The sequence below is a fragment of the Sporofaciens sp. JLR.KK001 genome (genome assembly GCF_036941055.1).
In the GTDB taxonomy this organism is placed as follows: Bacteria; Bacillota; Clostridia; order Lachnospirales; family Lachnospiraceae; genus Sporofaciens.
On sequence record NZ_JAYMNO010000001.1, the window covers coordinates 2474977 to 2498841 of the forward strand.

The following is a 23865-nucleotide window of genomic DNA, read 5'->3' on the forward strand; positions in this document are numbered from 1 at the left end:
GGATGAGAGTTTTATCGTATGCATGGTATATTTATGCTCCAAGCTTAGAACCATTCAATAAGAATTATACAGGAGGAGGATTGGTTGTAAGAAATTTATGTAATTATATAGGGAAGCATCACAAATCCTATTTGTTTTTGGGGCAAGTGATTGAACCGGAGCTTATGGTTGACAATATAAACATTGTGAAAACAGATTACGATATCACGCAAAAAAATGTGAAAGGTGATAATAAAGAATATATTGCTTATATGACAGATATATTTGAGATGTCTGTAAAAAAAATTCAGCCAGATATCATTAATTTTCACGATTATGGAGATTTAGCGGAATCAATTGTCAGGCATGTATGTTCCAAGATGCAAATTCCTTATGTTATCACGTGTCATTTATATGAAGCAAAGAGTGTGGAATATGGCGGGTATAAAGATGCACAGGAAGTTTCAAAAAAGTTGTTAGAATTGTCAGATATAAAAATCATTACAGTAAGTAATGGAATGAAAAGAAAAATATTGGAAGATTATAGGGATTATGATGAAAAGCGGTTGGTTCCGATATTAAATGGCACAGATTTTAAGGCGGACCGCCGCAGTGATACTTTAAAGAAGGAACTTGGTATTGGTATTGGTAATAAAAAGGTCTTATTATGTGTCGGAAGCATAGGAAACAGAAAAATCAGATCCAGTTATTACGGGTTTTTAAACAGGATACCATCCTTAGAGAAAAGGTATGTGTCATATTTTGCGGAAAACAGGCGGTGCGTTCTACATACAATATTATAAATGAAATTGAAAAAGCAGATTTAATGTCTTGTATGTTATATGCAGGTGCGTTGCAGAATGAGGAGATGAAAGATTTTTATTCAATAGCCGATGCGTTGATTATGCCAAGCTATGCGGAAGGTTTTAGCATAGCTGCGTTAGAGGCGATTGCCTATGGTTTGCCGGTCATTATGTATGCAGACTCTGAATGTGCTGATGATCTAAATGACCCAAGAGTAACTTGTTTTGCGGATTCTCACAGTGATGCATCTATGGGGAAAGCAATCCATGAGTGGTATGAAAAAACGTGGGATAGTGAATATATAAAAAGATATTCAAAACGTTTTACGATGGATGAAATGGCGGAAAATTATTTGAAATTCTATGAAAAAATATTATTAGAAGTGTAGAATGCCGGTTTTTATAGCAGGGAGGATATTATGCTGAATGGTAAAGCAGTGTTGATCACGGGAGGTACAGGTTCTTTTGGAAATTATTTTACGGAATATGTGCTGAAACATTATAAACCAAAGAAGATCATTATTTATTCCAGGGATGAATTTAAGCAGTTCAATATGGAAAATAAATTTAAACAGTATGAAGACATTATGCGTTTTTTTATCGGAGATGTTCGCGATAAGGAGCGTCTGCTTCGGGCTCTGAACGGTGTAGATTATGTCATTCATGCGGCGGCGTTAAAACAGGTTACTGCCTGTGAATATAACCCGATTGAGGCAGTAAGGACAAATATAGACGGTGCTATTAATGTAGTGAATGCTGTTCTAGATACACCAAGTGTAAAGAGAGTAGTTGCGTTATCTACCGATAAGTCAGTTAATCCGATCAATCTGTACGGTGGCACAAAACTGGTATCGGACAAGCTTTTTATTGCGGCAAATGCGTATTCGGGTACAAAGGATGTCCGATTCGCAGTTGTCCGTTACGGAAATGTCGCAGGAAGCAGGGGGTCTGTGATTCCGTTTTTTAAGCAGATTATCGAATGCGGTGGAAAAAAATTACCGATTACGGATTATCGCATGACCAGATTCTGGATCAGCTTGGAACAGGGAGTAGAGCTGGTTATTAAAGCACTGGAAGAAGCAAGAGGCGGTGAAACGTTTATTTCAAAGATACCATCCTTCAAGATTACAGATTTGGCACAGGCAATGCTACCGGGTTGTGAAATGCCGGAAGTTGGGATTCGTGAGGGGGAAAAGCTGCATGAGGTTATGGTGACGCGGGAAGATTCTGCAACGACATATGAATATGAGAAGCATTATATTATCTATCCTCATTATAATTGGTGGGGCGAAGAAAAACTAATCCTGGGCGGAAAGAAAGTGGAAGAAGGGTTTGAGTATAATTCAGGAAATAATTTGGTGTGGCTGAGTGCTAAGGAGATTTCGTCATTACTTAATAAGATGTGATGAGACAATGTAGGGTTATTTATTGCATTTATTGGAATATATTTATCAACTAAAGATTTATAGAAGTGTTAAGAACGTTGAAAGAAGAAAAGATTCATACATAGTTCGCGCACGAACAAAGAATGAAATTCGAGGATATTAAGGATTAATTTTCAAGGACTTAGGAGATCACCAATAGAATTTGAGATGGAGAATATATAGAAACTATATGGACAGAGCATAAAATTGGATGGAAGAGAATAGTTGATTAATATGAGCTGTCTGTCGGAATTGGTGAAATTGATTTTTATGCTTCTTTTGTCCATTCTGAGGAAGTTATTGACGCGTATTTAAAAGTGCTTCGAAATGTGCTTTTGAAGATTCAATCAATACGGGTCAAAGATGATGATATAAAAAGTTACCTGACAGGATCGATTTGCTTAGTTTGTTTTCAAAAATTGAATTAGGTTGGCATAAAGTGATCCGATGCATTGAGTTCTTTTTTCTGGGAAGGAGATAAGAATGGATAGAATTAGTAATCTTGAAAGAGCATATGTAAATGAAGTGTTGGATCATGGTTTCTCAAGTAAAAAAAATTACAGCTTTGTAACACGTTTGGAAAAGGAATTTGCAGAGAAGTTTCATACAAAATATGCTGTTGCAATGGTCAATGGCACAGTAACATTGCACGCTGCACTAGAGGTTGCCGGAGTCGGCGAGGGAGATGAGGTGATTGTTCCGGCATTGACGATGAGCAGTACAAATATGTGTGTACTATTTTCTAATGCAATCCCGGTATTTGCGGATATAAATCCAGATACCTGGACCATTTCTGTCGAAGATATTCAAAGGAAGATTACGCCGAGAACAAAAGCAATTATTCCAGTATCTCTTTATGGTCTCTCTCCGGATATTGACGCTATTATGGAAATTGCGAATGAGCATGATATAACGGTAATTGAAGATGATGCACAGTGTTTCCTTGGATATTACAAAGGGAGAATTGTAGGTTCCACGGCACACATGTCGTCATTCAGTTTTCAGGCTGGTAAGCACATGACATCCGGGGAAGGCGGCATGGTTACCACCAACGACCCTGAATTGGCTGTGATGCTTCGGAGATTTTCCGGGCTTGGGTACGGGAGTATAGGACTTGATAAAGGGAGGATCAATAAAGATGATATTCAAAGTCCGACATACGAACGGCACATTATGATGGGATGGAATTATCGTCCGTCGGATTTGTGCGGAGCTGTGGCACTTGCACAATTGCAAAGACTGGACGAATTGGTTGATGCAAGGAAAAAGGCGGCAAAGCATTTCATGAACGCTGTAGCTAGGTATGAGTGGCTTATTCCACAGGCAATTCCCGAGGGTTATACGAATTCATATTGGGCTATGGTACTTAAATTAGACAACGATAAAATAACATGGCAGGAATTTCGCAATAAATTCAGGGAATTTGGCGGCGACGGAATATATGGCGCATGGATGCTAGGTTATCTTGAGCCTATGTACAGAACACAGAATTTCATGGGGAGAGAAAAGATGATTGCCCGATACGGTAATTATAAGTATGAGCATGGTCTTTGTCCTGTAGCGGAAGAAATACAGCCCAGGCTTTTACAATTTAAGACGAATTACTGGGATGAAGCAGAGGCTGTAAAACAAGCAGAAATTCTTTGCAAGACAGCAGATTACTTTAATTGATATGGGGAATAGCGATTCTAACAACTATAAGAAAAGGAGTAGGGATGAAGTATTTAGTGATTATTCAGGCAAGGTGTGGTTCGACCCGTTTGCCGTCGAAGGTTTTGAAAAATGTGGAAGGGAAGACTGTCCTTGAGCAGATGCTGAATCGCGTATCACGGTCTACAAAAGTAGATGAGATTATGGTAGCAACAACTATAAATCCAGAAGATCTTCCAATTGTAAATCTGGTTTCTAGACTTGGCTATCGAGTGTTCGCTGGAGACAGTGGAGATGTGCTTGATAGATATTATCAGGCAGCGAAACTGATCCGACCCGAGTATGTCATTAGACTTACCGCAGATTGCCCGCTGTTTGACTGGCGGCTTCTTGATGAAGCGATTGATGAACTGAATGAAGAATCCGATGATCTATGTTCCTACACAGAGACTTTCCCGGATGGGGAGGATCTAGAGATTTTCCGCTTTAGTGTTTTGGAGGAGATGTGGAAGAATGCACATCTCGCGTCAGAACGAGAGCATGTTACGCTTTATGTGAAAAATCATCCTGAGAATTATAAACTTCAGAATTATGAATGCAAACTTGGAAATTTAAAAGATGAACGGTGGACGCTTGATGAACCAGAAGATTTAGAGGTGATTCGGGCAGTCTATAGCCATTTTGCGCCGCGAACAGATTTTTCAATGGAAGAGATTTATAGTTTCCTGCAGAAACATCCTGAGATTCGGGAATTGAATCAAATACATATCAGAAACGAGGGGCTTCTGATATCCCTTGCAGAAGATAAGGTTATTGAGTAAAGAAAAGGGAGGTTGAAATCATGTTAAAGTTCAACAGGGAAATTAAATTAGGAAATCATATGGTAGGTTCGGATTACCCTACTTATTTTATTGCTGAAATAGGTGGTAATTTCGATGGGGATATAGACAAAGCAAAACGTCTCATCGATGCTGCAAAAAAAGCTGGGGCTGATTGTGCGAAGTTTCAGACATTTACGGCAGAAACCATTGTTTCAGAAGGCGGTTTTTCCAAGATGAAACTTCATGGTATACATGGTTCGTGGGGGAGAACAGTTTCAGAAGTTTTCAGAGATGTTGAGTTCCCTATGGAGTGGCATCAGGAAATTGCTGATTATTGTAAAAATACAGGTATTGATTTTTCAACAGCGCCATACTTTAAGGAGGCTGTTGACCTGTGTGCGGAGATGAATCTCCCATTCATCAAGATAGGATCAGGTGAAATTACATGGTTGGAAATGATTGATTATATTGCCAGTAAAGGCATTCCTGTTATGTTGGCGACTGGCGATGCAACCATGTCTGAAATAGATGAAGCTGTTCGTACCATTGAAAGGGCAGGAAATAAGGACTTAGTTTTGATGCAGTGTATTACAAACTATCCTTCCCAAATTGAAAGTGCAAATGTGAATGTGTTGAAAACATATCAGAATGCGTTTGGATGCCTTACCGGATATTCGGATCATTCGCCAGGACATGTCGTGGCTCTTGCATCAGTGGTTCTTGGTGGTCGGGTGATTGAAAAGCATTTTACTCTTGATAAAACGGATAAGGGACCGGATCATCCACACTCAATGGAACCAAAAGAATTTAAATTTATGGTTGATTCTATTCGGGAAGCAGAGCGTGCAATGGGAAGTACCTGTAAGGAAGTAGTTGCAGAAGAGAGTGAAACTGTATTTGTGCAGCGACGCTGTCTCTATGCAAAAAGAAGCCTAAAAAAGGGACAGGTAATTACATTAGATGACTTGGACGTATTACGCCCCGCGCTTGGAATTCCACCAAAGTTTAAGGATACGCTTATCGGCAAGATGGTCAATAAGGATATTCCGGCAAGAGATCCTATTTACTGGGAGGATTTGTGATTTGATTACTGACAGAGAGATTATCATGGCTATTGTCGATAATGATTGCCTGACAAAATCTGCTGCAGCTATTTTGTTAGAAGGAGATGGTTTTTTTCGTTTTCAGAAAGCTGTGGATCTCTATAATAAAGGCGCTGTGGATAAGATTGTTTTTAGCGGCAATATTATCGACAAGGACTATGGCAGCTTCCCTTTTGAGGAAGTAAAACCTTTTTTGGTAAAAGGTGGTGTCCCAGAGAAAGACTTGATTCATGAGGACAAATCATTGAATACTAGGCAGCAGGCTGTCGAGATTATTAAAATGGCTATAAAAAATGAATGGAGAAAGCTCGCACTCGTTGCATCTCATGAGCACCAATATAGAGCATATCTGACATTTCTGCGTGAAGTTTTGGATACTAAAAGTGGACTTATCCTCTATAATGCTCCTGCCCGCAATCTGAACTGGTTTATAGACGATGGATGGGGAACACGATTTGAACGTCTCTCAGCTGAATTTGATAGAATGGAAAAGTATTCTGCCATGGGACATCTGGCGAATGTGCAGGAGGTAATTGAGTATCAAAAATGGAAGGAATCCTTATTAAATGAAAGCAGATATAGATGAAAAAACAGCAAGAGATATTATGGGATCAAGTGTTGTTGGATCAAGGGAATTACGTATGATTGGCATTATGAAGCTTGCCATTGGTAATAATGTTCCGAAGATTCCATATTCAGTTGAGGAACTGAATTCAAAAAAGGATGATTATATTCTTATTCTTGGCGTAAGTAAGTTTACGGATGGTTCATCCGTAACAATTCGTGCTTTAAAGGAGATTTTTGGTAGGAATCCTGATGAAAAAGAACCCTGTTTCTATAATCAGGATTGGTATGAGAAAGAAACATTTATTGATGTGCCTATGGATGATGGATGGTATCTCATTCGAAAGAATGTATACGAAGAGAGCAGAGGAATACAACCATCAGAACTAAGCAAAAGGTTCGAATTTCCTTTGGCAATTCGTTGTGTGTATTCTTTTTATACGGTTTGGTTAACTCTTGGCATGAAACTGTGGTTTCATGATTTTGTATGGTGCATTGACACGGATCATAATGGTGATCGTATATATGTTGGCAAATATCATGACATAGATGGAATAAATAAAAATGGTTTTAGTATACATCGACACTTAGCGTTAAGGTCATGCTATGCTTGCATTGATTGACTCGTGGCTTTGTATTCTCTTATCATTATTATACATTACAGCTAATGTTCCATCCGGTTAGAAATTAAACTAATAAATTGTCAGGTCGTTCTAGTGATAGACAAAAGTTCGACAGCGATGTGGGCACATCAATTAGAACTTTTAATGATGTAATGGTACGAATTAGACAATTCGGTAGTTTGATTTCTGACTGGATGGAACGCTAGATAAAGGAGCAAAAGAAAATAGATCATTAATTTTTGGGAGGGTGAGAAATGAAAGAATTAATTAGTATTGTAGTTCCAGTTTATAATATTGAACGCTATATAGAACAATGTGTATTAAGTATTTGCGGTCAGACATACAAGAATATAGAAATTATACTTATAGATGATGGATCAACAGATGGAAGTGGCAATATTTGCGATAACCTAGCGGAACGAGATCAAAGGATCAAGGTTATTCATAAGAAACATGGAGGAAATGCGACTGCCAGAAGAGATGGGGTAAATACTGCAAAAGGAAAATATATCGGATTCGTGGATGGGGACGACTGGATTGAACCGAATATGTATGAAAGTCTTTATAATTTTGCAGTAGAGAATGATGCACAGATGGTTACGTCTGCTGGATATCGTGAATATCCGGGCGGAAGGGGAAAAAATATTTTAAGAGACGGCTTGCCTCAAGGATTGTATGATATGACAGATGCAGATAATTTGTTGATCAAGAATATATTCCCGACGGGTTTTGCAAAGAAATATTATTTGAATGGTGCGATTTGGAATAAATTGTATGAAAAAAATATTATTAATGAAGTTATTAATGTTATGGAAGATAATTTTACTTTTTTTGAAGATAATGTGCTGAATATCGGCGCCGTTGCAAAGGCGAAACGTATTTATATACAGCATAATGTATATTATCATCATCGTGAGAGAACTGATTCTATAACATATCGCTCAGACATGCATAGTTTTGAATATATGACAAAAGCTTATTTCTATTTTCAAAAGATTATCAACGAAAGCAATTATAAAAAAATATGGCAAAAACAATTAGATGAATATATTATTTGCAGTAATTTTGAATGCTTACAGACATTTTTAGGAGATAAATATATTGTATCCAAATATGTATTTCCTATGAATTTAATTCCGACAGGCTCTAAAGTAATAATTTATGGAGCAGGAGTTGTAGGGAAAGGATATAAAACATGGGCTGATTGGACAGGATTTTACAAAGTGGTTAAATGGGTAGATAAATCTGTTTCCGACGAGGACAAAGGTATTCGTGGTGTAGAATCCGTAGAAAGTATTCCATTTGTGGATTTTGATTATATTGTAATTGCTGTTAAAAATAAGAGCGTTGCCCAGGAGATTATAGAGGATTTGAAACAATATCAGATTGACAGAGAAAAAATAGTATGGGAGTATCCGAGTAGTATTGCTGAATTTTTTGTTCAGGAGAATAAGGTGGGAAGTAAAGAGCTATTTGATTAAATTTCGAAAGGATGAGCATGGGAACGTCTGATTTGACAAATCGTCTGGGCATTTTCATATATTATGATGAACTGCCGGGAATAGAAAATTATGTTATATATATATTAAAAGAAATTAAAACAGTAGTTAATGAATTGATTATTGTTGTAAATGGAAAAATTGCAGAAGTTGATCTACAGCTACTGGGAAAATATACATCTAATATATATAGAAGAGAAAATAGGGGATTTGACGGTGGAGCATACCAGTATGTAATTTGTGAAGTTCTTGGACAGGAAAAATTATGTGAATATTCACAAGTTGTATTAGTTAATAATAGTTTTTATGGTCCGTTTGTACCAATGGTAAAAATTTTTGGTAAGATGGAAATGCAAAAATTAGATTTTTGGGGTATAAATTCATATTTTTGTGAAGGGATTCGTCCATTTATTGAGAGTTATTTTCTAGTTATTGAAAGAGAAATGCTGCATAGTTTAAATTTTTGGAATTTCTGGGTTGAGTTAGAATCAGATGTTGAGGTAATAGCCGAAACAATCCATAATTTTGAATGGAGATTTACCTGGTATTTTGAAGATATGGGGTATTGTTGGAATATTTATACGGACAAAACAGATGAAAGACGAAAAGGCGAAGCATTAGATATTTATAAAAATCCTTACAGTGTATTACAGAAGATTCAGTTACCCGTTTTGAAGAGGAAGGCTTTTGAATGGAGTGAAACAAGAAAGTATATTTTTAATGAGGCAGCGAGAGCTTTAGATTATATATATTATGAAACAAACTATAATATTGATTACGTTTTACATGATATCCGGAAGAGATATGGCAGGAAATCAAGCTTGAATTTCGATTATGTATTAGATGCCAGGGGAAATATGAGCGGACATGAAAAAGATGCAGCGGTTATTTTCATTGTGCACGAGGAGAATATCTTTTATATAGAGAAAAAGTTATCCGAGGGTTCAATTGATTTTAACTGTTATTTTCTGATACATAATGATGTTCAGTTGCATCTAGATGCTATGAATGTTTATACATTTAAAAGCACGAATTCTTGTATAGAACTAATGGATAATATCAGCAAAAAGTATAAATATATTTGTTGTGTGCAGGACAAGATATATCGTTCGGATATGTCTATGTTTATACCACAGATGGAGATAGATTATATATTTGCGAACCTAATAAATAATAATACCTATATGAATAAAATTATTGAGATTTTGGAACGGAAAAAGTATCTGAAGGCACTTTTTTGGAGACAGGGAAAAAGCATGTTTTGGATCGGATCTAAATTGCTATGCGATGTTTTAGTAACAGTCAAAACCTGTCAAAATTGGATGAACGATATAGGTGAATGTGCGGCTACATATACGGAGAAAATTGGAGGTTTATGGGGAACCGTAATGTGTGCAGAAAGTGCTGCAATTGAGATGAATAAGCAGGCTTATGAAGTGAATTGTATATGCAGGAGATTTGGATTCAACAGTGCAGAAGGATTGATGGCGAGAGAATATAAATTAAATGAAGTGATAAAATTTTGTGAGTTAAATGATTTGGTTTATGTATATGGAGCCGGTACTTATGCAAGACATATTGTTGAAGAATTATTTTTTAGAGGAATTGCCATTAAGGGAATAATTGTTTCAGATGGGAAGCCCAAAAAGGATTGTTTGTATATTTATCCAGTTTATTATTTGTCGGAGATTGAAATAACTTCAGAAGTAGGAGTTGTTATTGCAGTAAAGTTGAGAAAAGAGATAAGAAAAAAACTGCAGGAAAAGGGATGTAAGAAAATGCTGGCAGTCACTTAAATAGAAAAGAGTCTGAACAAAGCGGGTGATTAATTACGAAAAGGAGTAAATGTGATTATGGTTGATGTTTCTATAATAATTCCTCTTTATAAAGGGAGAAAGTATCTTACCTATTGGGTGGAAATTTTATCCGAGAATTTGAAAAAATATCAAAGAGAGTACAAATCACATTGCGAAGCAATTTTTGTAAATGACTACCCGGAAGAAAAATTGGAGCTGCCGGATTGCAAATTCGATGTAACAATTTATAATCTAAAAGAAAATAGAGGAATACATGGAGCACGTGTTTATGGATATCATAGAGCGAAGGGTGCCTATGTGGTTTTTTTGGATCAAGATGATAAAATTTCAGAAGAATACCTTGTAAGTCAAAGAAACAGCGTCGGGTTGTCAGATGCAGTCGTGTGTAATGGCTATAAGGAACGATTATGGATGCAGGGCAGAAGGGCAATATATACCCAAGATAAGCAATTGCAAAGTGTAAAAAATGGGGATAATTTTTTTATAGAAGGAAATGAAATATGTTCACCAGGACAGGTATTGATAAAGAAGAATTCTATTCCTGATTTGTGGCTAACACAGATTATGAACAAGAATGGAGCCGATGATTATTTATTATGGATATTAATGAGAAAAGAAGGACGTGTTTTTGAAGTTAATCGTCAGAGGCTTTATATACATAGAGAGTATGGAAGTAATACATCAAGTCAGAATGAGGGGATGAAGAACTCTTTTTGGGAAATGATTTCTATTTTAGATAAAAACCATATTCTGGAAAGTGAAGAAATAGAAAATCTGCGAAAAAGTGGTGAGATTGGTGATGAAGCATGCCGTTATATAAGGATGGTAAAAGTGTATGATTATTGGATGTATTTAAATATCAGAGATAAAAGAGTCCATCATTATTTAAGAGATTGTAACTATAAAAAAATCGCAATATATGGTATGAGCTATCTGGGGAATCGTCTATATGACGATTTGTATAGAAGTTCAGTTGAGGTCGTATTTGGTATAGACATTGGTGCAGATGGTATTGAATATGATATACCAATATACAGAATGGACAGTATAGAGATGGCGGAGAAACTAACACATGTAGATGCGGTTGTTGTTACGGTAATATCCTCTTATCAAAATATTTTAAATGATTTAAAAAAAATATGTGATAAACCAGTCATGTCCATTGAGGAAGTTTTTTTGGAAATGATGAAGTTAGATTTTATGGGATAGCCAAGTGAATAGATGAAACGGGAGAATTAGATCAAAGATGTTAATATCAGTAATCGTTCCGGTATACAATACGAGACAATATCTATCTGCATGTCTGGACAGCATATTGAATCAGACATATAAAAATATCGAAGTAGTTCTTGTGGATGACGGTTCGACAGACGGAAGTCTGGAGATTTGTATGGATTATGCCAAAACAGATTCAAGAATTATTGTTGTGCAGCAAGAGCATGGAGGATTGGTTGAGGCAAGAAAATCTGGAGTAAAAACATCAAAAGGGGAATACTGTATATTTGTGGACAGCGACGATTGGATTGCGGAGGATTTGTTGGAAACAGTTCTTACATTAACGGATCGTGGAAGTGTTGATATTGTAAATTATAATATGAGAAGTGTGGGAAACGGGTGCTCGGATTGGACATATACGGTTCCGGAAGGCATATATGAACATGTAGAATTAGAGGACATCTACAAAAAGATGATGTTTGATTTTGAAAATGAATGTCCCGGCATTATTCAGTCATTATGTACTAAGTTCATGAGAAGAGAACTTTTATGGTCAAGTATTGAAAGCGAGGATCCCAGGATCACAATGGGTGAAGATGCTGCCGTGGTATATAAAGCGATGCTGATGGCAAAGAAAATTGCAGTTACCCATAAGGTATTTTACTTTTATAGAATACATGAGAAGTCTATGTGCCGGAAAAAGGAAAATGATATGGTGATAAAAGTATATCATTTTCAGCAGTATATGCAAGGTGTTTTTTCGGAGTATAGCAAATCATATGAATTAGATAGGCAGTTAAAGAGGTATATAGTACCTTTTATAAGAAAAGGCATATCAGACCTGTTTTCGTTGGAAATACACAGTTTATATCGCATACCATTTTGTATATTGGCAGATTGTATAAACAGAAGAATCGTATTGTACGGCGCCGGTGTGGTTGGGAAGTCTTATTACAGACAGTTGACAAGTATACAGGATATGAGGCTTGCAGCGTGGGTAGATCGGAAACTAGGGGGACAAAAAATATATGATTATGAGATTGATTTTCCAGAAGCGTTAAAGGATATTGATTTTGACAGAATAATCATTGCTGTGAAAAATCAGGAGATTGCTGCAGTGATTAAGAAGAATTTAGAAAAAGATTTTGGAGAAGATCGAGTTATGTGTATAGATGCGGAGACAGATTGGCGGGAATGGGAACTCGATATATATTGATGAGGAAAATGATGTGCAATGAGCTTAAGAATGATTTAACTATATATGTGTCTGTCGTTATTCCTTCCTTAAATGTTGCAGAGTACATGGAGGAATGTCTGGAGAGCGTAACACGTCAGACATTAAAGGAAATAGAGATATTATGTATTGATGCCGGTTCAACAGACGGCACACTGCGGGTTATAGAAAAGTATGCGTCAGGAGATCCTCGGATCCGGCTTATAGGATCAGATAAAAAAAGCTACGGTTATCAGGTGAATCTTGGGATCCGGGAAGCGAGAGGGAAGTATATCGGGATTGTAGAGCCGGACGATTATATTGATAAAACAATGTATCAGAGCCTTTATTCCCATACAAATAATTATTTTCCTGATTTTATTAAGGGCGGATACATAGAATTCGCAAGCATAAAAGGCAGGAGAGTATGTGCAGAGGTTAGCCGCAGTCATCTGGCAGACGTATTTGATCAGCTGATCTTTTTTGGCGATGCAAGGGAAATGGGCATCCTGGAGATCAATCATATATGGGCTGGGATTTACAGGAGAGATTTTTTAATCAAGAAAAACATACGGCTTAATGAAACTACGGGGGCGTCTTATCAGGATATCAGTTTTTCGATCTTGGTTGGCTTATTAGCGGATACCGGAATATATGTAAATGAACATTATTATTTTTATCGTATAGATAATGAGAATTCTTCTGTAAAATCAAGTTCCAAGTGGCGGTGTGTCATGGATGAGTATGAATACATAACAAAAGAATTGACACAACGGGAAATGTATACTTCTGATATACGAAAGCTGGTGTGTCTGCAAAAACTCGTATCCTATCAGTGGAATGCCGTGCGGCTGTCAGAAAAGGAGCGAGAGGAGTTTCTCTTGGCGGTGCAGCCGGAATTGAAGGACTTTTCTGAGGAGGGATCTTTATATGCCGATTTGACAGATAGCCAAAAGGAATCGGTGAAACTATTAAGAAACAGGACTGTGTTAAGGGGTTATCTGAACGAAAAGCAGGAGCAGAGCAGACGTTTGGGTAAATTATTCGCCAAAATAGAGCAGGGCGAAAAGTTTGTCCTTGTCAGTGCAGGACGCTATGGCGAACGGATGCTGTTATTACAGGAGATGTCAGGAATCAAATGCATGAAAGCGGTAGCGGATAACAATCCTATGCTTCAGGGGAAAATATGGAATGGATATTCCATAATCAGTGTTCCAGAAGCTGTGCAGAAATACAAAAGTGATACATTTATCATTGCGAATAGAAAGCATTCAGATAAGATCCAGAAACAGTTGGAAAATATGGGTATAAGCAGTGATAAAATCTTTGCGGTAAGTAACATGCTATCTTTTGAAGAAATGCTAGGTTTAGTTTTTCCGTAGGTGTAACAGGAGATATGAAGAGATGAACAGAAACGAAATAGCAGTGATCATATGTAATTATAATGGCGGCGAAGATACGGTGAAATGTATTGATGCTGTGATAAAGTCAAAGGATATCAAGTGTGACATCTATGTAGTCGATAATGCTTCGACGGATGGCTCGGTGGAGCGGATCGGCAGGCAGTTTGGAGAACGTGTTGCCATCGTGCAGAATGCAGAAAATCTCGGCGGATCCGGAGGATTCGGGAGAGGACTGCGCATGGCGGTGGAAGAGGGATATCCTTATATTATGATGCTTGACAATGATGCATATGTGGATACAGACACCATAAAAAAGCTGCATAGGTATCTTGAGGAGAATCCAGATGTGGGGATTGTCGGAGCAAAGATCATGATGTCAGATGATCCAAAGCGGATCATGGATTATGCGAAGACGATCGACTTTGAAACATTTATGGACGGATCAAAATGGTGCGGGAAACTGGACAGTGAGGAGGCAAAGGAGCCGAGAGAATGTGATTTTGCAGCTGCAACTGCCGCGATGGTACGGCGGGAAGTTCTGTTAAAATGCGGCGGGATGGATGAGGCGCATTTTATCTATTATGATGACATAGAGCTGGGATACCGGATCAAACGATCCGGTTATAAAGTAGTGTCGCTTGGGAGTTCAAAAGCATGGCATAAGAGCGGGATGACAAAGAAAACGACGAACACTTTCGCAAGGTACTACCTGACACGCAACCGTTACCGCTTTTTTGCAAAATATCTGCCCCGGGAGGATATGGAAAGATTTACGGAGTACATATTATCACGTGCCTTTTCTTATATGTATGGCTCTTATTATAAGGGGCGTATGGACATCTTTGATACGGAAAAATATATTCTGGAGGATTTTATACGTGACCGCCGAGGGAAAGCAGGAGAGAGAAGGATAAATGAGCTTCAGAAAGATGGATACCATCTGATCGAAAACGAATTATCTGGCTGTAAACGCATGCTCATTTATCCGGCAGATGAAGTGCCGGAACATAGTGTTGTCAAGTTATGCAGCAGGCTATGGGCAATAAATCCGGGTATTGAAATAATGCTAAGCACTTCTTTTGGAATGAAGAAAAAGTCGGAGTTATGTTTAGAGCAATTAAGGGGCGAGTTTAAGGAGTGTAGTTTTAGCATTACACTGGCAGAAGAAAGCAGCGGAAACTCATTTGACAAAGCTGTCCATTTTTGCAGGCATGTAAAAGATATCACAGAGAATATACTGCCAGACATTTATATAGATATTTATGGAAATATGATCGCAGATGAGCAGGACTATATTTATTTCCGGAACTACGAGAAAAGTTATGAATTTTTTTATGGATTATATCATGATTCTGTTGTTGAGACGATCAACAAGATAAGAAAAGAGGGCTAGAATATGATGGCAGAGATTGAGGAATTGATTGCGGCATGTAAACATAGCGAGAATGTTTATATTTACGGTGCAGGGAAAAACGCAGGTGATACCTATTGCTTTTTCCAGGAATATAAGATCCCAATAGCAGGGTTTCTTGTTTCAAGTATATATGGTAATCCTCAGGTTTTATTTGGTCATCCTGTAATGGATATAGATGAGTTCTCTGACGATTCCCGATATATAATTCTGGTACCCATGTTCCGAAATACCAGAGCTTATAGAGAGATATGCGATTGCTTGGTGTGTAAACAAATTTGTAATGTATATTTTCTGCCGTCAAGTTTGCTGCAGATGATAAAAGAGCATATTTTTATGCAAAAGAAGCGAGAGATCTTTCATATCAATGAATATCGCTTGGGAGAACATATACCTGTGGAGAAGGATTATGATATTCTGATCATGAAGGATGTACATGGACAGGAATACCATTGGCGTTTTCCGCAAAAAGTGGTAGGGGAGTGTAATTTAGATACGGTTTACGATATTTTTCCTGATAAATCTGCGCTTCAAGAGTTTGAAGAGCAGTATGGAACATACCATATATTTTGTAATGAGAATCCGGAACAAATAGGGGAAGAAAAGTCATTTGCAGTCTATATGGCACGCAGCCATAAGGATCAGAAAGTGTTACAAAATAAGCTGCCTTCATGGGTGATCCCCATACAGGTCGGCGCGGCGCTTACAGATCAAGACATTTGCAAAATAAAAGATCAGGATGGTCTTAATATATCTGAACGAAATGAGAACTATTCAGAATGTACGGCGCTTTATTGGATGTGGAAAAATGCACCCAGAGCAGATTATATTGGATTATGTCATTACCGGAGGCATTTTTCAATAGATGAAAATGAAATAAGAAGAATGACAGATGCCAATATAGATATCTTAGTTACGACGCCGACGTTTGTGCAGGAGACGGTAGGTACGTTTTTTTCAACATTAATCCCAGAGTCAGATATAAAGATTATGTTGGAGGCTATAAAAAAAGTTTGTCCGGTTTACTTATCTTTTGCAAAAGCCTTTCTTGCTTCCAGATTTTATCCGCCTTGTAATCTTTTCATTATGAGATACAATCTTTTTTGGGATTACTGTAGTTTTGTGTTTTCTGTAACTTTCGAAATAGAAAACTATTATAAGAAGATCAGATTTTATAGAAAAGATCGGTACATAGGATTTATTATAGAATGCTTGTTGGGAATCTTTTTGATGAAGAATAGAGAACAGTTAAAAATTGCATATACAGATATGCTGTTTTATTCATAAGCGGAGGAAATATGCCAAAAATATCAATTATTATGCCGTCTTTGAATGTTGTTCCATATATCAGGGAATGCCTGGAAAGTGTCATTAGCCAGACACTGCAGGATATCGAGATCTTATGTGTTGATGCCGGATCCACGGATGGTACACAGGATATTTTATATGAATATGCAGAGAAAGATGCACGGATTCAGGTAATCGCATCTGCTCAAAAAAGCTATGGTCATCAAATGAATCTTGGAATAGAAAATGCCTCCGGAGAGTATATAGGAATTGTAGAAACCGATGATTTCATTTTGCCGGAAATGTATGAGGAAATGTATGCTTATGCAAAGGAGAATGACGCTGAATTTGTAAAATCAGATTTTGATGTTTTTACAACACTTTCGGATGGGAAGAGGCTATTCCTAAAATATTCTTTAGGAAAATATAGTTCTGTAAAATACAATACAATATTTACAGCGGAGGATTATATTAATAATAAAAATACCATAGATGTCTTTATATGGAATGGAATATATAAGAGATCGTTTTTGAAGAGGAATCATATTTCATTTCAGGAGACGCCAGGAGCGGCGTTCCAGGATTGTAGTTTCCGATATCAGGTGGCGCTGAATGTGAAGAGAGGTTTTTTCTTAAATCGTTCTTTTTACCGTTACCGCAGGGACAATATAAATTCATCTACCTATAACAGTAAATGTGTATTATTCAATCTTTCTGAATGTAAAAATTTAATTCGTATTGCAGAGGAAAGCAGAGTTGACCAAAAACAGATGGAATTTCTTGCAAGAGAAATTGCAGTAATTGCACATAGGCCTTATATAGAATTACTGACTTGGGGACAGCCTGCGGAAGGTACGGAAGAAGCATTGGATGAATTTAGGAATATTCTCAAAGACTTTAAAGATCATGGGATTTTAAAACAAACTTCTGTAACCAGGGATTTATGGATGGAGATAAGGATATTTATGGATAAGCCGGAGTTCTATGATTATTATTCTCATTTAAAGGCAGAAATAGCTTTTGAAACGGTTAAGTCGTTTTTGAAAAAAACCGCAATGGAAAAGCATGTAATTCTTTTTGGCAGTGGATATGTCGGTTCCTGTGCATACTGTCTGATGCGATGCAATGGAATACAAAATCTAGCGGCATTTTGTGATAACGATAAAAGTAAATGGGACAGTTCGCATATGGGATGCCCGGTGATGTCGTTAGAGTCTGCGCTTAAGCAATTTGCTGATGCATATTTTATTATCACAAATGCAGCACACTCGGATGCAATACAAAAGCAGTTACAGGACTATGGAGTGGATGAACAGCGGGTTACAGAATATAACCTGAGTACATTCCCGATGGATTGCACCAATATGATCATGCGTCTCAAGAGGTTCTGCCATGGAAGTTAAACCTCTTTTTACTTTGGACTCCATCACAGCGTTGACAAGTTTCATGGATACATATGAAAGTATTTATTTATATGGAGCCGGATATTATTTAGATGTTTTTTTGCAGGAAATGAGGAATCTGAATAAAGTGTATTTTCAAAAAATAAAGAGTATTTTCGTATCAAAAGCATTTGGAAATAATAAAAAAATACCAAACATTCCCATCCTGACATATCATCCAGATCTGCTAAAACCAGATGCTGGTGTACTTCTGACTTTGGGTCGGCGTTATACGGAGAAAATTTATCATCTTCTGCAAGGGACAGGCGCAGGTATTGCTGAAATTGATTTTAATATGTTTCAAAAGGAAGCCTATTGTGATGTGGAAAAAAGTATAAAACCTTTTATTGATACATTCCCGAAAAAGCTTTCAGGCTTAAATACGCCGCTTCCGCAGAAAGAGATTCTGGCATGGACAAGCTGGTGGCAAGGCGAGGAACAGGCTCCGGCGATGGTCCGCGCCTGTCTTGCAAGCCAGAGGAGAAATCTGCCGGAGGGTGTACGGCAGATCATTATCACGGAAGATAACTGCAAGGAGTACCTAAGCCTACCGGAGCACATCACAGAGAAGGTGAAAGACGGACGGATCTCCCTGACAACCCTGTCGGATATCATAAGGGCGGCATTGCTGTACAAGTATGGGGGCTTCTGGATGGATTCCACGCTGTATGTCTGCAAAAAGTTGGGAGAGGAGATCCTGGATCATCCGATCTATACGCGGAATCTGCCGGAGACACAGTATTGTGCAGATGCAATGTGGAGCGGGTGGTTTCTTTATGCCAAACCGGGAAACAAGCTGTTTGCTTTTTTGATGGAAAGCTTTTTCTATTATTTTTCCGTACATGACAGGATCAGGTATTATTTTATGGTAGATTATATCATCGCCATAGCATGTAATACGTTTCCGGAGGTGGAGAAGCAGCTGAAGGCAGTTCCTTATAACAATGAAGGAGCCCAGGAACTGGTAAAGCACCTCTGGGAACCGTATGATGAAGGGCAGATTAAGGAGTATATAAAGAACACTTCCGTTCAAAAGTTAACATATAAATTTGAAGACAGGGAAGGCTGGGAAACGGATGGTACAATTTGTGGGTATCTCATGCATACGAGGAGGGAATAGAAGATGAATAGACCGGTGATCATATACGGAGCGGGATTTCGCGGCGGGAGGAATTTTATAGCGCTTGCAGAGGAAAATGTACATGTTGAGGCATTTTGCGACAGGGATGCAGAGCATATCCCTTTATATTATGGATGTAATGTCCTGACGCGTGATGAGGCGGTAGAAAAGTATCCGTCGCTTCCCTTTCTTCTGTCTGTGGATGACGAAGAGGCGCGAAGGCAGATTGCAGAGGATCTGCGGACCCTGGGCATAGAAGTCTATGAAAGCTTTGAGGAATTTTTCCAGGGGTCAAATGATTATGAGATAGAACATGTGTATTGCGGCAAGGCAGTGGGCTTTCAGGTTGTGCCGTCGCTTTTAGAGGGCAGGGAGCATCTGACGGCATACTCGTTCGGGATCGGCTTTGATTATTCTTTTGAACTGGAGCTGGCGGAAAAATACGGCATGGAGGTCTATGCATTTGACCCAAGCCCTGAGGTAGTAAAAGAGATGGAAAGCAAAAAGCTTCCGGAGAATCTGAGATATTATCCTTACGGTCTTTCCGATGAGGATGCATTAAAGACGTTTTATCTTCCCAGTTCCGGCCTGGATTATTCCGAGCATTTTGCTCCATGGACAAGCAGCGAAAAGATACAGATGCAGGTTCACAGGCTTTCGACATTGATGGAGCGATTCGGGCACAGCAGGCTTGATCTGCTGAAAATGGATGTGGAGGGTTCGGAGTTTATGGCGTTGCCGGATATCTTGGAGAGCGGGCTTGAATTCGATCAGCTCTGTATAGAGACGCATACCCGTATTTTCCCTGACAGTGTGGAGAAAATGAGAGGGGTAAAGAAGCTTTTGAATGATCATGGTTATCTGCTGGTAAGCAATGGCAGGCAGGAGCAGACCTATATCAGTAAAAGGATTTGCAAAGGTGGAGCATATGGAACAGGCACAGGAGATTGTTAAGGGAATACAGAGCGGATTATTACAGTGGTACGATTTTAAGCCGGACAGTATGATACTCTATATAGGAGGAGAAGAGGATGCTATAGCGGAGATGCTAAGGGAGCGTGCAGAAGTGCTGATATGTGTATCCTGCGAGACGGCCGGCGAGGAGAGATGGCGGCAGACGTATAGAGAAAGATTCGACTACATTATATCAGTGGTCGCGTTGGAGAGACAGCTTCACCCAGAGCGGATACTTGCAGGTCTTCGGAAATTATTAAAGGCAGACGGTAAGCTGCTTCTTGGCATGAATAACCGCCTTGGCACAAAGTATTTCTGCGGGGACAGAGATCCGTATACGGGGCGGAACTTTGACGGTGTAGAGGGCTATCGCAGGGCGTACGCGAAGAAAGAGGATACCTTTCAGGGACGGATGTACAGTCAGGCTGAATTAAAGGCAATGCTTCAGGCTGCAGGCTGGGAGGAGTGCCGTTTTTATGCTGTTCTTTCAGATTTAGAGAATCCGACTCTGATTTATGCTCAGGATTTTCTGCCGAATGAGGATCTATCAGGCAGGCTGTTTCCGACATATCATTATCCAAATTCCGTTTTCTTGGAGGAGGAGTGTCTGTATACAGATCTGATTGCAAACGGAATGTTTCATCAGATGGCAAATGCGTATCTCATAGAGTGTGCATTAGACGGCTGTTTCTCAGATGTCAGCCATGTGACAGGTTCTATGGAACGAGGCAGGAAGCGCGCGATTTTCACAGTAATACATAAATCTGGAATCGTAGAAAAGCGTGCGGCATATCCAGAGGGGCGGGCACGTCTGGAAAAGATGGTTGAATATGGGGAAGATTTGAAGGCCCATGGTGTTCCGACAGTGGACGCCAAAATGGAAAAGGGCGCTTATGTCATGCCATATATTGAGGGCGAGACAGGACACGCTTATTTGAAGAGATTATTGCTGGAAGATGTGGATATGTTTTTGCAGAAATTTGATCAGTTTCGTGATCTGATTTTGCAGTCATCCGAAATTGTGAAAGCGGACAGCGGGGACGGAGAGGGCGCGGTTCTGCGCAGGGGATATGTTGATATGGTTCCGCTGAACAGCTTTTATCTGGACGGCACCTTCGTGTTTTACGATCAAGAGTTCTGTGAGGAGAATTATCCGGCAAATGCTATCATTACGCGTATGATTGCGACATTATATGCCGGAAGTGTTGAGCTTTTGAAAAAGCTTCCGATAGAAACGCTCTTTGAGCGGTACAATCTGACGAAGAAACTGAATCATTTCCAGAGAATGGAATGGGATTTCCTGGCGGATCTGCGAAATGAAAGAGAGCTTCGTAAGTATCATAATGCCTGCCGCCGCAACGGGGACGTAATCAATTCCAACCGCCAGCGGATGAATTATTCGCAGGAGGATTATCAGCGGTTATTTATCGATATTTTCCGAAATGCAGATACCCGCAAGCTGATCTTATTCGGTTCCGGAGTTTTTACCCAAAGGTTCCTTGCCCTGTACAGCCAGGATTATTCGGTATATGCGATCATAGACAACAATCGGGAGAAATGGGGACAGGAGCTAGAAGGAATTACGATCCAGTCCCCTGATATCCTGCGTGATCTTGCCTCGGGGGAATATAAAGTCCTGATTTGCATCAAAAATTATCTGTCAGTCATGAAACAGCTAGATAGTATGGGAGTGACGGAATACAGTATTTTTGAGTCAGGCAAGGATTATCCGAGAAAGCGCAAGCCCCTTGTACCGCGATCTGTAGAAGTTGGGTCTGATGGTGCATCTGTTGAAAAAAAGAAATATCACATCGGCTATATCGCAGGCGTATTCGATCTGTTCCATGTTGGGCATCTGAATATGTTCAAGCGTGCAAAAGAACAATGCGACTACCTGATCGTCGGTGTCGTGACGGATGAAGGAGTACGGAAGTTCAAAGAGACAGAGCCCTTTGTTCCGTATGAGGAGCGTGTGGAGATGGTACGATCTTGCAGGTATGTAGATGAGGTGGCAGAAATTCCGTTGAATTTCGGCGGTACAAGCGATGCGTGGCGGCTGCACCATTTCGACTGCCAGTTTTCCGGCAGTGACTACGCGGCTCATCCCGATTGGCTGGCAGAAAAAGAGTTTCTGGAGAAGCACGGAGCGGAGATGGTGTTCTTTCCCTATACGGAGGGGACAAGTTCTACGAAGCTGAAGACGATGATTGAGAAAAAGTTATTATAAGAATTAAAATGGCGGAGGATAAGTGATTGGATATGATAGTTTCCCCTCGTGGGATTGTAGACATCGAACGTCCGGGGCAGGGAGTCCTGGATCTGTCCCAGGCGGGATTTGGTCAGGCGCTGCTTGACTTTGCAATGTTTTGTTCGGATCAAGAGTTAGAGTGTGTGGGGAAGCAAAAGAAGAAAGGAACTTCCCCAAAGCGGCTGTGGGTTTCCGAACATCCGGAAAATTTATATGACAAGGCAAGGCCGGTACTTGAGCGGTGTGTCCGGGAAGGGCTGTCTCTGCCCGCGGCTCGCGCGCCTTATCTGTGCAGGGACACAAAGCGGGAAGATCTAAGAGAGCTGATGGCAGGGCTGACGGAGGAATGTATCCGGATCTGCGGGAGGATCGGCTGTACTGCGCTGATCGTCAGGCCGCTGTTTTCCGGTGTAAAGCCGGGGGATGAGTGGGAGGTAAACAGAAAGTATTACCTTCATTTTCTGGAACTTGCCAGAGAGAACCAGGTGACAATTTTGTTGGAAAATCAGTGCAGGGACATGAACGGCCATCTGGTACAGGGCGTCTGTGCAGACGGCAGGGAAGCGGCTAATTGGGTTGACCGGCTGAACGAAGAGGCAGGAGAGGAGCGGTTTGGATTCTGCATAGACACAGGGGCGTGCAGCCTGTGCGGGCAGGATATGCAGGAGTTTGCTCTTTCGCTGGGGAAGCGCGCCAAGGCTGTGATCCTGCGTGAATGTGACGGACACACAGAATGCAGCAGGCTGCCGTTTACCTGCGCCGCCGGGGGACAGTCCTTGACGGACTGGCTTGGGCTGATCCGGGGATTGCGGGAGACCGGATTTGACGGACGGCTGATCCTGGATTTTTCGGATACCGCCGGAGCCTTTTCACCGATCCTGCGCCCGGGGCTTGTGAAGCTTGCCAGATCGACGGTGGAATATTTCGGCTGGCAGATCGGGCTTGAGAATCTGTTGAAAAAGTATCCGTCCATCGTTCTTTTCGGCGCGGGCAATATGTGCCGGAACTATATGAAATGCTATGGAGATAAGTATCCGCCGTTGTTTACCTGCGACAATAACCAGACCCTTTGGGGAACTTTGTTTTGCGGTTTAGAAGTAAGACCGCCCGAGAGTCTTAAGGATCTGCCGAAGGACTGCGTGATATTGATCTGTAATATCTATTACCGGGAGATCGAACGGCAGCTTCGCGGCATGGGGATCCTGAATCCGATAGAATTTTTCAATGACGAGTATATGCCCGCGTTCTATTTTGACAGGATCGAGCGGGAATGGCAGGAAGGAGTATGA

General features: G+C 39.8%; 20 protein-coding genes. All 20 read left to right on the top strand.

Annotation, left to right across the window (positions count from 1 at the left end; translation table 11 throughout):
• The first annotated feature begins 2 nt into the window (after positions 1-2).
• The 20 genes from VSQ62_RS12880 (at position 3) to VSQ62_RS12975 (ending at position 23865) form a co-directional block, all read left to right on the top strand.
• A complete protein-coding gene (locus tag VSQ62_RS12880; RefSeq protein WP_334635287.1) occupies positions 3-782 on the top strand; it encodes a glycosyltransferase in 780 nt (259 codons plus the stop codon).
• Positions 680-1171 carry a glycosyltransferase gene (locus VSQ62_RS12885; RefSeq protein WP_334637651.1) on the top strand — a complete coding sequence of 164 codons (492 nt, stop codon included), beginning with the start codon at positions 680-682 and terminating at the stop codon, positions 1169-1171. The genes VSQ62_RS12880 and VSQ62_RS12885 overlap by 103 nt, the downstream gene beginning before the upstream one ends.
• Before the next feature lie 30 nt (positions 1172-1201).
• Positions 1202-2188, top strand: coding sequence for a UDP-N-acetylglucosamine 4,6-dehydratase (inverting) (gene pseB, locus VSQ62_RS12890; protein WP_334635288.1), 987 nt, complete (start codon positions 1202-1204; stop codon positions 2186-2188).
• Between the two features lie 501 nt (positions 2189-2689).
• Positions 2690-3877, top strand: a complete 1188-nt coding sequence (locus VSQ62_RS12895) for a DegT/DnrJ/EryC1/StrS family aminotransferase (RefSeq protein ID WP_334635289.1) — start codon at positions 2690-2692, stop codon at positions 3875-3877.
• A 44-nt stretch (positions 3878-3921) separates the two neighbouring features.
• Complete coding sequence (locus VSQ62_RS12900; RefSeq protein ID WP_334635290.1) at positions 3922-4677, top strand: cytidylyltransferase domain-containing protein; 756 nt, start codon at positions 3922-3924, stop codon at positions 4675-4677.
• 20 nt (positions 4678-4697) lie between these two features.
• The gene (locus VSQ62_RS12905) at positions 4698-5759 is read left to right on the top strand and encodes an N-acetylneuraminate synthase family protein (protein ID WP_334635291.1); all 1062 of its coding nucleotides are present in this window, start codon (positions 4698-4700) and stop codon (positions 5757-5759) included.
• Position 5760: 1 nt separating this feature from the next.
• The gene (locus VSQ62_RS12910; protein ID WP_334635292.1) at positions 5761-6366 is read left to right on the top strand and encodes a YdcF family protein; all 606 of its coding nucleotides are present in this window, start codon (positions 5761-5763) and stop codon (positions 6364-6366) included.
• Positions 6347-6967 carry a hypothetical protein gene (locus tag VSQ62_RS12915; protein WP_334635293.1) on the top strand — a complete coding sequence of 207 codons (621 nt, stop codon included), beginning with the start codon at positions 6347-6349 and terminating at the stop codon, positions 6965-6967. The genes VSQ62_RS12910 and VSQ62_RS12915 overlap by 20 nt, the downstream gene beginning before the upstream one ends.
• A gap of 254 nt (positions 6968-7221) precedes the next feature.
• Entirely contained in the window at positions 7222-8448 is a 1227-nt protein-coding gene (locus VSQ62_RS12920; protein ID WP_334635294.1) for a glycosyltransferase family 2 protein, read from the top strand.
• Positions 8449-8465: 17 nt separating this feature from the next.
• Positions 8466-10262 (top strand): rhamnan synthesis F family protein, encoded by a 1797-nt coding sequence (locus VSQ62_RS12925; RefSeq protein ID WP_334635295.1) that lies wholly within the window; start codon positions 8466-8468, stop codon positions 10260-10262.
• 57 nt (positions 10263-10319) lie between these two features.
• Positions 10320-11492, top strand: coding sequence for a glycosyltransferase (locus VSQ62_RS12930; protein ID WP_334635296.1), 1173 nt, complete (start codon positions 10320-10322; stop codon positions 11490-11492).
• 37 nt (positions 11493-11529) lie between these two features.
• Positions 11530-12714 carry a glycosyltransferase gene (locus tag VSQ62_RS12935; protein ID WP_334635297.1) on the top strand — a complete coding sequence of 395 codons (1185 nt, stop codon included), beginning with the start codon at positions 11530-11532 and terminating at the stop codon, positions 12712-12714.
• Positions 12693-14093 carry a glycosyltransferase family 2 protein gene (locus tag VSQ62_RS12940; protein ID WP_334635298.1) on the top strand — a complete coding sequence of 467 codons (1401 nt, stop codon included), beginning with the start codon at positions 12693-12695 and terminating at the stop codon, positions 14091-14093. The genes VSQ62_RS12935 and VSQ62_RS12940 overlap by 22 nt, the downstream gene beginning before the upstream one ends.
• A gap of 22 nt (positions 14094-14115) precedes the next feature.
• Positions 14116-15507 carry a glycosyltransferase family 2 protein gene (locus VSQ62_RS12945; RefSeq protein ID WP_334635299.1) on the top strand — a complete coding sequence of 464 codons (1392 nt, stop codon included), beginning with the start codon at positions 14116-14118 and terminating at the stop codon, positions 15505-15507.
• A 3-nt stretch (positions 15508-15510) separates the two neighbouring features.
• On the top strand, positions 15511-16812 hold the full coding sequence (locus VSQ62_RS12950) for a DUF4422 domain-containing protein (protein ID WP_334635300.1): 1302 nt from the start codon (positions 15511-15513) through the stop codon (positions 16810-16812).
• 11 nt (positions 16813-16823) lie between these two features.
• Entirely contained in the window at positions 16824-18215 is a 1392-nt protein-coding gene (locus VSQ62_RS12955; protein ID WP_334635301.1) for a glycosyltransferase family 2 protein, read from the top strand.
• A complete protein-coding gene (locus VSQ62_RS12960; protein WP_334635302.1) occupies positions 18205-19374 on the top strand; it encodes a capsular polysaccharide synthesis protein in 1170 nt (389 codons plus the stop codon). The genes VSQ62_RS12955 and VSQ62_RS12960 overlap by 11 nt, the downstream gene beginning before the upstream one ends.
• A gap of 3 nt (positions 19375-19377) precedes the next feature.
• Complete coding sequence (locus tag VSQ62_RS12965; RefSeq protein WP_334635303.1) at positions 19378-20328, top strand: FkbM family methyltransferase; 951 nt, start codon at positions 19378-19380, stop codon at positions 20326-20328.
• Positions 20303-22555: an adenylyltransferase/cytidyltransferase family protein gene (locus tag VSQ62_RS12970; RefSeq protein ID WP_334635304.1), complete on the top strand. Its 2253-nt coding sequence runs from the start codon at positions 20303-20305 to the stop codon at positions 22553-22555. The genes VSQ62_RS12965 and VSQ62_RS12970 overlap by 26 nt, the downstream gene beginning before the upstream one ends.
• A 32-nt stretch (positions 22556-22587) precedes the next feature.
• A complete protein-coding gene (locus tag VSQ62_RS12975; RefSeq protein WP_334637652.1) occupies positions 22588-23865 on the top strand; it encodes a sugar phosphate isomerase/epimerase family protein in 1278 nt (425 codons plus the stop codon).

Coding starts and splice junctions, on each gene's coding strand:
- pseB (WP_334635288.1), top strand. CDS start 1,202: ATGCTGAATGGTAAAGCAGTGTTGATCACGGGAGGTACAGGTTCTTTT.
- VSQ62_RS12960 (WP_334635302.1), top strand. CDS start 18,205: ATGGAAGTTAAACCTCTTTTTACTTTGGACTCCATCACAGCGTTGACA.
- VSQ62_RS12945 (WP_334635299.1), top strand. CDS start 14,116: ATGAACAGAAACGAAATAGCAGTGATCATATGTAATTATAATGGCGGC.
- VSQ62_RS12880 (WP_334635287.1), top strand. CDS start 3: ATGAGAGTTTTATCGTATGCATGGTATATTTATGCTCCAAGCTTAGAA.
- VSQ62_RS12895 (WP_334635289.1), top strand. CDS start 2,690: ATGGATAGAATTAGTAATCTTGAAAGAGCATATGTAAATGAAGTGTTG.
- VSQ62_RS12905 (WP_334635291.1), top strand. CDS start 4,698: ATGTTAAAGTTCAACAGGGAAATTAAATTAGGAAATCATATGGTAGGT.
- VSQ62_RS12920 (WP_334635294.1), top strand. CDS start 7,222: ATGAAAGAATTAATTAGTATTGTAGTTCCAGTTTATAATATTGAACGC.
- VSQ62_RS12915 (WP_334635293.1), top strand. CDS start 6,347: ATGAAAGCAGATATAGATGAAAAAACAGCAAGAGATATTATGGGATCA.
- VSQ62_RS12975 (WP_334637652.1), top strand. CDS start 22,588: ATGATAGTTTCCCCTCGTGGGATTGTAGACATCGAACGTCCGGGGCAG.
- VSQ62_RS12970 (WP_334635304.1), top strand. CDS start 20,303: ATGGAACAGGCACAGGAGATTGTTAAGGGAATACAGAGCGGATTATTA.
- VSQ62_RS12935 (WP_334635297.1), top strand. CDS start 11,530: ATGTTAATATCAGTAATCGTTCCGGTATACAATACGAGACAATATCTA.
- VSQ62_RS12925 (WP_334635295.1), top strand. CDS start 8,466: ATGGGAACGTCTGATTTGACAAATCGTCTGGGCATTTTCATATATTAT.
- VSQ62_RS12950 (WP_334635300.1), top strand. CDS start 15,511: ATGATGGCAGAGATTGAGGAATTGATTGCGGCATGTAAACATAGCGAG.
- VSQ62_RS12940 (WP_334635298.1), top strand. CDS start 12,693: ATGGGAACTCGATATATATTGATGAGGAAAATGATGTGCAATGAGCTT.
- VSQ62_RS12930 (WP_334635296.1), top strand. CDS start 10,320: ATGGTTGATGTTTCTATAATAATTCCTCTTTATAAAGGGAGAAAGTAT.
- VSQ62_RS12965 (WP_334635303.1), top strand. CDS start 19,378: ATGAATAGACCGGTGATCATATACGGAGCGGGATTTCGCGGCGGGAGG.
- VSQ62_RS12900 (WP_334635290.1), top strand. CDS start 3,922: ATGAAGTATTTAGTGATTATTCAGGCAAGGTGTGGTTCGACCCGTTTG.
- VSQ62_RS12955 (WP_334635301.1), top strand. CDS start 16,824: ATGCCAAAAATATCAATTATTATGCCGTCTTTGAATGTTGTTCCATAT.